This window comes from Kosakonia sp. WA-90, from assembly GCF_039871955.1.
Classification (GTDB): Bacteria; Pseudomonadota; Gammaproteobacteria; order Enterobacterales; family Enterobacteriaceae; genus Kosakonia; species Kosakonia oryzendophytica.
Genome location: NZ_JBDPLJ010000005.1, coordinates 178397 through 191190, shown reverse-complemented (window position 1 = coordinate 191190; position 12794 = coordinate 178397). Strand labels below are relative to the sequence as shown.

The following is a 12794-nucleotide window of genomic DNA, read 5'->3' as shown; positions in this document are numbered from 1 at the left end:
GACCCGGACAGCCTCTGGCCGGGTCATTAAGCGACAGGGGACTACAGAGGAAGTTCGCGGCTTTCGCCTGCAACGGTCCAGGTTTTGGGGTCCAGCACCCGGCCTTGCGCCTGTACTCTGCCGTCGGCGTGGAAGAACACCTCTCCGTATTGCGGATCGCGCACCAGCAGCACGCCATCCGCCTGTTCTTCTACCGCCAGACCGGCAACGTCGCGCTCAAAGGCGTCCAGCGACGTGATGTGTGGGTCGTCATTCAGTCGAATTAACCAGCAGGTTTCGCGCCCTGTCAGGCGGACCTCGCAATGGCGCGTTGGCCCATGTGTGACGATCCCGAACGGCACATTGCCGCTGAGTTGCACCATGCCTTCGCCACCGCGCAACAGAATGCGATCGCCAGCGATACGTACCTCGCTGAATGCGCTTTGCGCAAGCCAGGCATGCGTGAAGTCGGGTTGCCCCGGATGGGTGCGAAAGGAGACCACCGCCAGCCCGCGATACTGCTGTACGCGCGGCAGGGTACCGCAGCCTCCCCAGTAAGAGGGGCGGCCAAAGCCACCGTGTAGCGTTTCGCCAGGATGGTTAATCCACAACTGTGCTTCCGGAATATCACCAATGCGCATATGCACCGGCGTCTCCTGGTAACCCCACTCTCCCCAGCGATACCCGGCAATGGAGCCCATGGCGACGTGGCGGGTTTTGTAGTGATAGAGCCGGGCAATGCGGTTAGCACCCTGAGCAAAATGCCACTCCAGTGCGTTATCGCCTTGCCAGACCGCGACCTCGGCTAACGCGGCTGGTAAGGTAATTTTTTGCTGGCGCATCAGTAGCGCGAGCTGGGGTAACGCATGGAAACGGCAGCCGTAGTTCCCTTTTCCCCACAGCAAACGGGCGATGGCGGAAAGCTCCAGCGAGCGTCCGGCGCGTAAAGTGTATTCGTATGAACGCCCCTGAGAGGCGGTAAGGATTCCCTGGTGGGCAGAACGGGCTATTTGTTCCAGCAGACGGGCAATAGCCCGCTGGCTACGCGTAGCAATCTCTGGGTCTTCGGCCAGCGCCGCCAGTGCGCTCAGACCTTTTAAATCAATGGGGAAGTAGGGCGCGGAGTTCCATTCCGCCATTTCGCACTGCTCAAAATGATCGAGCCATGCCAGCACGCGCGTGCGCCCGACATCGGCCTGATCGCGACCGGTACGTCCGGAGCGGACAAAGGTCGCTTGCGGGAAGTAACTGCCCGCGAGGTAAGCGGCGGTATGGAACAGCAGCGCATGGTTTTCCGAGAAGTACCACTGCACATCATTACCGGGTTCATCCATCCAGTAGCGAAAGTTGAGGATGGCATGATCGATTTTAGTACGCGTCGCTTCGGCAATCTGCTCACCCCAGACAATGCGGCACCACAGCAGCGGCACTAGCGTGAAGTCGGCGCAATCGTGGCATGCTTCCACCGAGGGCAGTACCCCTTCCAGCATAGCGTGTGTTTGTGTGTCGTTCAGGTTACAGGCCAGCCGTGCCAGGGCTTTTACACTGCTGTATTCCCCCTGTGTCGCGACATAGTGCAGCGCTTCATCAATACGCGCATCGAGTGTTGCCGGAACCTGGCGCTGTTGCTGCGCGTGGCAAATCTCGACACCCAGTGTGCGGGTAATGCGAAAGTCATCCTTTTCTAAGGTAATGATAAAATTACGGAAATCCGCCGGGAGGGACTCGCTCGGGGCAATGTCGACTACCTTCTCACCTTTTTCCAGCGTTAGCGCAATGTCGACAGGCTGATCAAGGGAGATAAAATCGCCGACGATGCGCACATGGAGCTGCAATGTTTCCGGCGCGACGGTGGGGAAGCATAAGCGAATGATGCCAGCCGTATAGGTGGAGTGCTCGAACGACATACCCTCCAGCAAGTGTTCCATTTGCAGGGCAAGGGTGTCGACAACCGGCGTGGCCAGCGCCACGTGTAATGGCGCGCCGTGCAGGAAATCTAACTGAAAGAAGAAGCGGATATCGCGCTCCGCCAGGTCATCAAACCAGACGGCAATGTCGTTGAGCCCGGCCTGTAATGGCACGGTAAATTCAAACTGACTTTCCAGGTTGCGCTGATAGTCGGCTTTCCATGCGACCTCTTCACCGTTAACCGTGACAATGGCCGCACCACAGGTAGTCAGACGAAAGGTATAGTCGCCGTCCTGTTCGGCAACCAGGTGGGTTGCTGCCTGCGCACCGACACGGGTTGGACGAAACCAGAAACCGGAGAGATCGACGCGATCTGAACCGAAGGGAAACCACCATTTCGTCATCCGTACATCGCCAAAGGGTACGGGCTTTATCCCGGCAAACTGTTGACGGAATTCCGTACGACATGGATACGTATGAGGAATGAAATTTTTATGCTTGCTTAAAAAGAAGAACGGGTCCATTTCTCCCTGCATTGGCGCGTCGGCGACGTCGTAACACTGCGAAGAAATTGCTGATAATTGCCAGTAGCGAATAGCATTATTATTCGATAAAGGGAAATAACAATAATGTCTGTGTTGAAGCATGGTCATTATTTACTCCAGATAGCAGAGGTGTTTTTTTATTTATTTTCTGACAGGCGGATGCCTTCGCTTAAACATAAAATGGCCAGCGCCTGACCATAACCTGTCGGTTGTAGCGGTATATCTTTATAAAATTGCAAAGTGCGGCCCATACGTGTGCCGTAGGACACATTGTTTACCGTGCCGTGGCTATCGATATTCTGTTGTACGGATGCCAGCGCCTTTAATCCGGCGTCTTTCCAGCGTGCATCGCCAATGCCCAGCCGGGCACCTTTTAAGAGGCCATAACCGAATCCGGCGGTGGCCGAAATTTCTTCATAGCTGTCCGGATGATCCAGCAGGGTATGCCACGCACCGCTCTCTGCTTGCAGCGCAAGCAGCGCATTGACCTGCGCTTTCAGACACTCCAACAAGTAGTCGCGCACGCCACCGCTGATGTCAGTCAGTTCGATAAACTCCAGGATGCCAACGGTGATCCACGCATTGCCTCGGGCCCAGCGGGCACGGGCAAAATTGCTTTTTTCGGCGAAACTCCAGCCGTGGAACCATAATCCTGTTTGCGGATCGTTAAGGTAGCGGGCGTGCAGCAGGAACTGGCGAACGGCTTCATCAACCAGGTCCTGACGTCCAGAAACGGTGCCGTAATGACCCAGAAACAACACCACCATAAACAGGGTATCGTCCCAGATTTCCTTCTCGTTGATACCGTCTGACACCACGTGCTGGAAACCCTGTTCCGGTGTACGCGGCAGTTCGTTCATCACACGGTCGGCCCAGGCATCCAACACGCGTTGGTATTCCGGGTTTTGATTGTGCGACCAGAATAACGACAGCGGCAACATGGGGGCAGTGGTATTAATATTTAATGAAGGGAGCCCTTTTTCAATATTTTCCTGAAACCAGCGATCAATGATATTATAGATGTCGTCCTGTCGGGTAAATTCCCACAGTCTTACCAGACCAAATAAGCCGACCCCCTGAGGCCACTCCCAACTGGAAAAGGAAATATAGTCGCCGCGTGTTCCATCAAGATTTGGTTCATTGAATTTACCTTCATCTTTCAGGGTGGTAAATCCTCGTAGTAATAACGCTAACTGATTCTCAAGAGAAGCTGATTTCATTTTATTTCCTGTCATTAAAAAACACGTCATGACCTGATTAAATCACTTTGATTTTTTAATGCGCAATACGAAAATTTTTTGCGTTTTTATTCTGTGAGCTAATCGATCCTTGTTTTTTATGCGGCCAGACAGGAAAGTATGTGAAAACAATGTGTTATTGAAATAATGTTTCAATTTTCAAGTGAGGACGCAAAAAGTTTGCGTTGCAGGTGGTAAGGACATGAGCGTGCATAAAAAAAGCGCAGTGGGTTTTACCCTCTGCGCGGCCAGGTGACCCTTTTTAACGTACTCCGCTTACCCCTTTGTGAATAATTGCCAGAAATGCCACACCCACGGGCACCAGTGAGCCCCAGAGTACAGCGTTCCAGCCAAACGCATTCAGCAGTGCGCCGGAGGAAAAGGAGCCGACGATCATCACGCCGAAAACAATAAAATCATTCAGCGATTGCACCCGGTTTTTCTCTTCGGGGCGGTGGAAGTCGATGATTTTTGCCGATGCGCCGGTGAAGCCGAAGTTCCAGCCCAACCCCAGCAGAATAAGCGAAACCCAGTAGTGCACCACCCCGGTTCCCGACAGGCCCGCCGCCACCGACAGGGCGGTGATCAGCAACCCCGCAGCGCCAACCTGATTCGCGCCGAAGCGGTTAATCAGCTTACCGGTAAAGAACCCCGGGCCGTACATGGCGATCACATGCCACTGCAAACCGAGATTGGAGGCCTGTAGCGAAATGCCGTGCATATGCATCGACAGAGGGGCGGCGGTCATGAGGAAATTCATCACCATATATGAAATCGCGCCGCCGAAGACAGTGCGCGCAAAACCCGGCTGGCGGACAATGTCAGACAGTGGCCGCCCACCGCTGGCGGCTTCCGGCGTGGGGGGCGGTGATGTGACGCCCATCAGCACCAGGGCGGAGAGGGCTGCCACTGCCGCCTGGGCGAGAAAGGTGACGGCAAAGGTATGAGCAGGCCAAAGATCCAGCGTGGCGGTGACCAGCATTGGCCCGAGCACGCCTGCCGCTACGCCACCTCCCATCACCAGTGACAACGCTCTGGCGCGTCGCTCTTTCCCCACGCCATCTGTGGCCGCGAAACGGAACGACAAGGCCACGGCGGCGTAAGCACCCCCCATAAACGCCGCCAGACAAAAGAGCGTAAATGTGCCCAGCACGACCGCCAGCGCAGCTGTCAACCCGGTCAGCACTCCCAGCGCCGTACCTGTCATAAATGCAGCCCGCCTGCCGTGGCGGCGGGCAAGTGCGCCAAACGGCAGAATGCACGCCGCCATACCCAGCACAAAGACCGTAACCGGCAGTGTTGCCAGCGTGCTGCTTGGGGCAATGGCGTTGCCGACAATTGCCCCGGTGGCGTAAAAGACCACTGAATTCGCCCCGGCCAGCGCCTGCGCCGTTGCCAGACGTATGATGTTCTTATTCTGCTGACTTACCGGCAGCTCTGTTTCTGCTAATTTCAAGGCGATACTCCGGAGGATCCTGTCCACGACATTACACGAGCGGAGGCGTCGCTGCACTCACATCCCGGATGACACTGTTGCTCGCGGCGACAATCATTGAAGAGGGAAGTATCAACCCATCTGGCGTGTCCGTTCCCCTGCCTGGCATCATAATTTCACACGTCGAAAAAGAAAGGCGTCATTCCTCTTTATATGTCATCGCGATCCAGAATAATTAATTCGCTTCGTATCTGTACTGAAATAAATAAAAAGCGGAGTGAATTAATCACTCCGCTTTAATTGTCACCCCTAAACCACCTCCTGGGGAGGTGGTGATTGATCCTGTAAGGCTATAGCCTGAAGAATGCCCATGCCGGAATATCTCTGCTTACTCACCACAAGTAAAAGGAGACAAACCGACATGGGGCTTTACAGGAGTTCATCACATGTATATTGGCGTTGTAAATACCACATAGTCTGGACGCCTAAGTACCGTTTCAGAATCCTGAAAGATAAGTTGGGCAAGGAACTTTACAGGACAATCTACATTCTCTGCGGAATAAAGGATTGTGAGGTTCTGGAGCTAAATGTTCAGCCAGATCATGTACATCTGGTCGTAATAGTCCCGCCGAAAATCTCGATATCAACTCTAATGGGGCATCTGAAAGGTCGCATCGCAATCAGACTCTACAATCGTTTCCCACACATAAGAAAGAAGCTATGGGGCAACCACTTTTGGTCACGTGGCTACTTTGTAGATACTGTCGGTGTGAACGAGGAAATTATCAGACGATATGTGAGGCATCAGGAGAAAACGGAACAAATACATGAACAGCAAATGGAATTGCTAGAGTAGTAAGCGGAAAGTGACAATAGCCCCCCTTACAGGGGGCATTCTCAAAAGCCACCTTCTAAGAAGGTGGTCTTTTACTAGATGATTACGTTCGGTTATTAACCCAGAGCGCTTTCACGCAGGCGGGTTTTTAACTTGTTGTATTCATCAATCACATACTGCTCAGCGGCGCGCTGATCGGCGATCGGCTCCACACGCACGGCGCAGTATTTGTACTCAGGCGTTTTGGTAATCGGGCTGAGGTTTTCCGTCACCAGCTCGTTACAGGCCCCAATCCACCACTGATAGGTCATGTACACAGCACCCTTGTTCGGACGCTCACTGACCTGCGCACGGGTGATGATCCGCCCTTTGCGCGAGTTCACCCACACCAGCGCTTCATCTTCAATGCCTAACCTTGCGGCATCGGCAGTGTTGATTTGCGCATAGCCCGGTTCATCCGCCAGCGCGGCCAGCGCGGCACAGTTACCGGTCATGGAGCGGCAGGAGTAGTGGCCTACTTCACGTACGGTAGACAGCACCATCGGATACTCTTCCGTCAGTTTATCCATCGGCGCAACCCAGTCGCAGGTGAAGAACTTCGCCAGCCCGTTCGGGGTATCGAACTTCTCTTTAAACAGATAAGACGTCCCCTGATCGGCATCCGATGTATCGCGACACGGCCACTGAATGTAGCCCAGCTCACCCATTTTTTCGTAGGTAGCGCCGTAGAAGTCCGGGCACAGATGACGCAATTCGTCCCAGATTTCCTGCGTGTTGTTGTAATGCATCGGGTAACCCATACGGGTAGCGATCTCACTGATGATTTGCCAGTCCGTTTTCAGATCCCACTTCGGTTCGACCGCTTTAAAGAAGCGCTGGAAGCCGCGATCCGCTGCGGTGTAGACACCTTCATGCTCGCCCCACGACGTGGACGGCAGAATGACGTCCGCCGCCGAGGCGGTTTTGGTCATGAAAATGTCCTGCACAATCACCAGTTCGAGCCCTTCAAACGCCTTACGCACGGCTGACAGTTCGGCATCCGTTTGCAGAGGATCTTCGCCCATAATGTAAGCGGCGCGGACTTCGCCATGTTCCACGCGATGCGGCAACTCGCTGATGCGATAACCGGTATGCGCAGGCAGACTCTCCACACCCCAGGCTTTAGCGAATTTCTCGCGGTGCGCATCCTCTTTCACATACTGATAGCCAGGGAACGTATCCGGCAGCGCACCCATGTCACAGGCACCCTGAACGTTATTCTGACCACGCACCGGGTTAACCCCAACGTGGGCTTTCCCCAGATTTCCCGTCAACATGGCGAGGCTGGTCAGTGAACGCACGGTTTCAACGCCCTGATAGAACTGAGTGACGCCCATTCCCCACAGAATCGCCGCCGTTTTCGCGCCAGCGTACATGCGGGCGGCCTGGCGTATCTCCTGCGCGCTCACACCGGTAATATCCTCAACGGATTCCGGGGTGTAGCCTTCGACAATCTTCCGGTACTCTTCAAACCCCTCTGTACGGTTGGCGACGAACGCCTGGTCGTACAGGTTTTCTTCGATAATCACATGCCCCATTGCGTTAAGCAGGGCGATATTCGACCCGTTTTTCAATGCGACGTGCATATCAGCAATGCGCGCGGTTTCAATTTTACGCGGATCGCAGACGATGATTTTCGCCCCATTCTGTTTCGCCCGAATAATATGATTGGCGACGATGGGGTGAGAATCCGCCGGGTTGTAACCAAAGATAAACACTAAGTCCGTGTTATCTATTTCATTAATGGCATTACTCATCGCGCCATTACCGACCGATTGGTGCAGACCTGCAACCGAGGGGCCGTGTCAGACACGAGCGCAGCAGTCGACGTTATTGGTTCCAATAACGGCGCGCGCGAATTTTTGCATTATGTAGTTGGTTTCATTACCCGTACCGCGGGAAGAGCCGGTAGTCTGGATGGCATCCGGACCGTACTTCTCTTTGATCGCTTTTAAGCGCCCGGCGACATAATCGAGGGCCTCATCCCAGGATACAGACTCCAGTTTGCCGCCACGCTGGCGGCGGATCATCGGGGTTTTCAGACGAGGCGTCAGGATTTGGGTATCGTTAATGAAATCCCAACCGTAATAGCCCTTCAGACAGAGGGCGCCCTGATTGGTCTTCCCCTGTGCTGCCTCCGCCCGAACGATTTTGCCGTTATCGACCACCAGATGGATTTTGCATCCCGAGGCGCAATACGGGCAAACCGTGACGACTTTTTTCATCACTTTCGCTCCAGTTAACATTGTCGCCCCCCACTATGCATCTTCTATGCCATAGCGTTATTGGGGGTATTGCCTGATATTACGGTGGATTTTTGGTCAAAATACTGACGAAACGCAGTTCATCGTCAAAAGTGACGTGTCGAAAGGCGAGGGGATGTGACCGTGATTAAAAAAACGGCATTTATTCACTGCATTTATCTCTGGCTACCAACAGAATGGATCACACTTAGCCCAACGAAGCCTGCGGACGCAACTGATGAAACCTGCGATTTTGGTGGTGGATGATGATACGGCGGTGTGCGCACTGCTGGAGGATGTGCTTAACGAGCATGTCTTTACGGTCTATGTCTGTCATAACGGGCTGGATGCGCTGGCGCTGGTTGGCGAAAAATCGGATATCGCGCTGGTACTGCTGGATATGGTGCTGCCGGATCTCAACGGGTTGCGCGTATTGCAGCAGTTGCAAAAACAGCGGCCCGACCTGCCGGTTGTGATGCTTACCGGTTTAGGCAGCGAGTCGGATGTCGTGGTCGGGCTGGAGATGGGCGCAGACGATTACATTGGCAAGCCGTTTAATGCACGCGTACTGGTCGCGAGGGTTAAAGCAGTGCTGCGCCGCACTGGCGTACTGGCCGCCGAAACGCCTACGGCGAAATCCGCCGGTTTCCTTTTTAATGGCTGGCATCTCGATCCTGAACGCTGCGAACTGTTGAACCCGCAGCAGCAACGGGTTGCCCTGACGCAGGGCGAATACAGTTTGTTGCTGGCGCTGGTGCAGAACGCGCGCCGTGTGTTGAGCCGCGAACAGCTGTTGACATTAACCCACAGCGAAAGCGTGGAGGTCTTTGACCGTACCATCGACGTACTGATTATGCGGCTGCGACGCAAAATCGAAGCAAATCCTCACCAACCCGGTTTTATCAAAACCTTGCGCGGCCTGGGCTACGTGTTTGCGGCGGATGTTTCCCATAACCATCAGGCAGCGTAGCTCCTTCATTCGCGCCTGGCGTTATGCCGAAAGATCCATCTCCTGTTGCAACGCCTCCAGCGTTTTTGCGCCATCAATCGCGTTGGCGCACAGCAGACTGGCGCGGGCGCAGGCGTGCGCCAGACGGACGCTGGCCTGCAACGACCATGCTTCATGGCAGCCATATAAAAACCCGGCGCAGAACGCATCTCCAGCACCAACGCTGCCGATAATTTCCGCCTGACTTAACATGCGCGAAGGGATCCACTCGCCAGCCTGTCCGGCAGCCTCGCCCCACGCGCCTTCCGGGCAGTGGATCACCACCCGTTGTTTCACCCCTGCTGCCAGCAGTTTTGCCGCCGCGCAGGAAATATTATCGATATGCGGCCCGTCGTTTGCGGTACGCATCTCCAGACCGCTGAATTCTCCGGCTTCCAGTTCGTTAATCACCAGGTAATCGAGATGCTTCAGGCACGGCAGCACCAGTGGCTGGTAGCGGGGATCGCCCTTGCGGGATACCAAATCCAGCGACGTTTCGTAACCCTGTTCACGCATTTGCGCCAGCAGCCGCGCGCTGCGAGTGCCAAATGTCTCGTCCGGCATATCCAGGCTGTCGAGCAGCAGTAAATAGCCGAGATGGAAGATTTTCATGCTGCTATCAAGGCGCTCGAAAGCAGGCAGATCCAACAGGCGATTAGCCCCTGGTGAATGGAAAAAGGTGCGCTGCCCGGTGGGATCGGTCATCACTTGTGACATGGAGGTCGGCGCGGCGTGGGTGCGTTGCACGTGCTGACGGTTGACATGGTACTGCTCAAGCATCGCCATAATATAGTCGCCGTCGCTGTCTTCACCCACCAGCCCCACCGCCTGCAATGGCATGCCGGTGTGCATTTTCGCCAGGGTCAGTAGTACATTAAGTGGCGCGCCGCCGGTCGACCGCTCGCTGTGGGTGATCTCTGCCAACCAGCCGCGCTCTGGCCATTGCACAATTTGGTGAACATGATCGACGAGCATATTGCCCGCTGCGATAACCCCTTTACGGTCCATCAGATTTGCCCCGCGCTGCCAAAGATACGCATCTGCCCGGCAACGGTATCGGTTATCGCTTCTTCGATACCCAGCAGCAGTTGCGCAAACTCGTCGTACAGCGGCTGGCGGTTTGCCATCTGCCGCTCAATGGCGCCGAGTGCCGCCTGCGACATACCAGTGTAAAAGTTGATTTTGTGGATGCCGAGCGAAATGGCGCGCCGGAAATCCGCATCGCTGATGCCGGACCCCCCATGCAGCACCAGCGGCAGTCCGGTCTGTTGGCGAATCGCATCCAGGCGTTCAAAATCGAGTTTCGGCTCACCTTTGTATTTGCCGTGGGCGTTGCCGATAGCCACAGCCAGCGTATCGATACCGGTGCGATCCACAAAGTCCCGTGCCAGTTGAGGATCGGTAAAGTACGCTTCATCGGCGTGACCATAGAGCGCGCCGCCTTCATCACCGCCTACCGCGCCCAGCTCTGCCTCGACCGAAACGCCGACGGCGTGGCACATTTTCACCACTTCCCGGGTCTGACGAATATTCTCTTCATACTCCAGCGTGGAGCCATCGAACATCACTGAGCTAAAACCGAGACGCAAAGCGCGCACGACCGACTCAAAATGCAGACCATGATCGAGGTTCAGCACCACCGGAATGTCATGGTGAGCGGCTTCAAACTTCACGGCCTCAACCAGCGAATCCAGCGAGATATATTTAAAATGCACTTCGGCAATATTGATAATAAATGGCGAGCGCTCTTGCTTTGCTGCGGCGAACAGGGCGCGCAGGAAGTGGGAGTCGAGCACGTTGAACGCACCTAAGGCGTAGTGATGCTTGCGGGCGTGCGCCAGCCCGTCGGCAAGAGAAATCATCGGCATAATGGCCTCCTTCTACACCGGATAGTTAGCTCAGAAACAGGTGGTATTCGTTGCACAGCACCAGCTGTGCCGGTTCGTCTTCCAGCACGTGATTGAAACGATCAAACTGTTGCAGAAAGCGGTTGTCATGTTCGTCATCATTCACTGACGACACTTCGCCAACCAGCACATCGCCGAAGCCCGGTTCGCCCCAGAAGCTGTGATACAGCCCTGGTGCCAGTGTGATGCTTTCCCCTGGTGAGAGGCGCAACTGGCTGCCTGCTGCGTGAGTCTGAATGCAGCCATCAATGACCACGGTAACGTCACGCATGTCTGTTTGTTCGTGCGCGTCGGCGTTCCACAGTTCAATAATTAAATTACCGCCGCCGCGATTAATGATGTCTTCACGTTTACGCCAGTGAAAATGCATCGGCGTGACCTGCGCGTCGCGCACATGCATGATCTTTTCCGCATAGCACTTTTCATACGGTGTGCCGTTGGGCGAACCGTTGCGCAGGGTAAACAGTGTGAGACCCTGAGCGGCGAAGTTTGATCCACCAAAGGCGGTGACGTCCCACCCCAGTTTCAGATCGAAGACTTCGCGCCAGGCTTCCCGGTCTAGTTGTTGCCATTTGGTCGGTGGAAAACTGGCGAACGGCGGCAGGTGCACATCATGCATCGAGAAAAACTGCCGCGTATGACCGAGAATTTCATTAATCGCAGAGCGTTTCATGGTATCCCCTGGGTTGGCGTTCCCTCTCCCTTGCAGGAGAGGGAGATGTACCTTATTTAACCGTCCAGCCTTTGTAGCTGCCGACATTCTGTTTATCGATCAGGGTCACTGGGATCAGTACCGGTTCTTTGGGTGCGGGTTTGCCCTGCAAGATGTCATAACCAATTTCCACCGCGCGGGCCGCCATCACTTGCGGATCCTGCGCCGGGGTGGCGACAAACAGTGAATTTTTACGTTTCAGCGCCTCTTCACCGTCCGGGCTGCCATCGACGCCGACAATAAAGAACTCGTTACGCTGCGCCTGTTTCGCGGCCAGATCTGCGCCGATCGCCGTCGGATCGTTAATCGCGAAGACGCCATCGATTTTCGGGTTCGCAGCCAACAGTGAGGTCATCACCTCCAGCCCGCCTTCGCGGCTGCCTTTGGCGTTTTGGTTATCAGACAGCACCTTAATATCCGGGTGGCGTTTAAACTCGGTCTGGCAACCTTCGACACGGTTCTGTACTGCGGAAACCGGCGGTCCGTTGATGATCACCACATTGCCTTTGCCTTTCAGGCGGTCGGTAATGTATTTACAGGCGATTTCGCCCGCCTGGGTGTTATCGGAGGTGATGGTCGCGTCAGCTCCTTCTGCGGCAACGTCTACCGCCACCACCACAATACCGGCATCTTTGGCGCGTTTTACCGCCGGGCCAATGCCTTTGGAATCGGCGGCATTGAGAATGATCATGTCGACTTTTGCGGCAATAAAGTTATCAATCTGTCCCACCTGCTGGCCCAGATCGTAACCGCTGGAGACCAGCGTAACTTTGACTTTATCGCCCGCCAGTTTGCGTGCTTCCAGCTCCGCGCCTTTGGTGATCTGCACGAAGAACGGGTTCGCCAGATCGCCCACCGTGACGCCGATGGATTTCAAATCTTTGGCCTGCGCAAAAGGTGCACTGGCCAGCAGAGCGCCAGCGCAGAGCGCAGTGACAAGAGGTTTAAGACGCATGCTGTAATCC

At 54.9% G+C, this 12794-nt stretch carries 10 protein-coding genes; 2 read left to right on the top strand and 8 right to left on the bottom strand.

Annotation, left to right across the window (positions count from 1 at the left end; translation table 11 throughout):
• Nucleotides 1-41: 41 nt before the first annotated feature.
• The 3 genes from ABGA49_RS11285 to ABGA49_RS11275 all read right to left on the bottom strand — a co-directional run bounded on the left by ABGA49_RS11285 (nt 42) and on the right by ABGA49_RS11275 (nt 5126).
• Complete coding sequence (locus ABGA49_RS11285; protein ID WP_347665593.1) at nt 42-2534, bottom strand: hypothetical protein; 2493 nt, start codon at nt 2532-2534, stop codon at nt 42-44.
• Between the two features lie 35 nt (nt 2535-2569).
• Entirely contained in the window at nt 2570-3652 is a 1083-nt protein-coding gene (locus tag ABGA49_RS11280) for a glycoside hydrolase family 88 protein (RefSeq protein WP_061498678.1), read from the bottom strand.
• 280 nt (nt 3653-3932) lie between these two features.
• Nucleotides 3933-5126 (bottom strand): MFS transporter, encoded by a 1194-nt coding sequence (locus tag ABGA49_RS11275; RefSeq protein ID WP_347665564.1) that lies wholly within the window; start codon nt 5124-5126, stop codon nt 3933-3935.
• A gap of 400 nt (nt 5127-5526) precedes the next feature.
• Here ABGA49_RS11275 and tnpA point away from each other — a divergent pair, with 400 nt between their 5' ends.
• The gene (gene tnpA / locus ABGA49_RS11270) at nt 5527-5961 is read left to right on the top strand and encodes an IS200/IS605 family transposase (protein WP_347665592.1); all 435 of its coding nucleotides are present in this window, start codon (nt 5527-5529) and stop codon (nt 5959-5961) included.
• Nucleotides 5962-6056: 95 nt separating this feature from the next.
• Here tnpA and fdhF read toward each other — a convergent pair whose 3' ends face one another.
• A complete protein-coding gene (fdhF, locus tag ABGA49_RS11265; RefSeq protein ID WP_134318986.1) occupies nt 6057-8204 on the bottom strand; it encodes a formate dehydrogenase subunit alpha in 2148 nt (715 codons plus the stop codon).
• Between the two features lie 256 nt (nt 8205-8460).
• Between fdhF and ABGA49_RS11260 the strand changes: the two genes are divergently transcribed.
• Nucleotides 8461-9192 (top strand): response regulator transcription factor, encoded by a 732-nt coding sequence (locus tag ABGA49_RS11260; RefSeq protein WP_134318985.1) that lies wholly within the window; start codon nt 8461-8463, stop codon nt 9190-9192.
• A gap of 21 nt (nt 9193-9213) precedes the next feature.
• Here the strand turns inward: ABGA49_RS11260 and ABGA49_RS11255 are convergent, their stop codons facing one another.
• The 4 genes from ABGA49_RS11255 to ABGA49_RS11240 are packed head-to-tail and all read right to left on the bottom strand — an operon-like array spanning nt 9214 to nt 12784.
• Nucleotides 9214-10221: a carbohydrate kinase family protein gene (locus tag ABGA49_RS11255; RefSeq protein ID WP_347665591.1), complete on the bottom strand. Its 1008-nt coding sequence runs from the start codon at nt 10219-10221 to the stop codon at nt 9214-9216.
• A complete protein-coding gene (locus tag ABGA49_RS11250; protein ID WP_061498655.1) occupies nt 10218-11078 on the bottom strand; it encodes a ketose 1,6-bisphosphate aldolase in 861 nt (286 codons plus the stop codon). Before ABGA49_RS11250 ends, ABGA49_RS11255 begins: the two co-directional genes overlap by 4 nt.
• A 25-nt stretch (nt 11079-11103) precedes the next feature.
• Entirely contained in the window at nt 11104-11790 is a 687-nt protein-coding gene (locus tag ABGA49_RS11245; protein ID WP_061498652.1) for a D-lyxose/D-mannose family sugar isomerase, read from the bottom strand.
• Between the two features lie 52 nt (nt 11791-11842).
• Entirely contained in the window at nt 11843-12784 is a 942-nt protein-coding gene (locus ABGA49_RS11240; RefSeq protein WP_061498649.1) for an ABC transporter substrate-binding protein, read from the bottom strand.
• Between the last annotated feature and the right edge of the window lie 10 nt (nt 12785-12794).

Bases quoted from the DNA above. Each gene is read 5' to 3' on its own strand.
- ABGA49_RS11285 (WP_347665593.1), bottom strand. From the start codon at position 2,534: ATGCTTCAACACAGACATTATTGTTATTTCCCTTTATCGAATAATAAT.
- ABGA49_RS11280 (WP_061498678.1), bottom strand. From the start codon at position 3,652: ATGAAATCAGCTTCTCTTGAGAATCAGTTAGCGTTATTACTACGAGGA.
- tnpA (WP_347665592.1), top strand. From the start codon at position 5,527: ATGGGGCTTTACAGGAGTTCATCACATGTATATTGGCGTTGTAAATAC.
- ABGA49_RS11260 (WP_134318985.1), top strand. From the start codon at position 8,461: ATGAAACCTGCGATTTTGGTGGTGGATGATGATACGGCGGTGTGCGCA.
- ABGA49_RS11250 (WP_061498655.1), bottom strand. From the start codon at position 11,078: ATGCCGATGATTTCTCTTGCCGACGGGCTGGCGCACGCCCGCAAGCAT.
- ABGA49_RS11245 (WP_061498652.1), bottom strand. From the start codon at position 11,790: ATGAAACGCTCTGCGATTAATGAAATTCTCGGTCATACGCGGCAGTTT.
- ABGA49_RS11240 (WP_061498649.1), bottom strand. From the start codon at position 12,784: ATGCGTCTTAAACCTCTTGTCACTGCGCTCTGCGCTGGCGCTCTGCTG.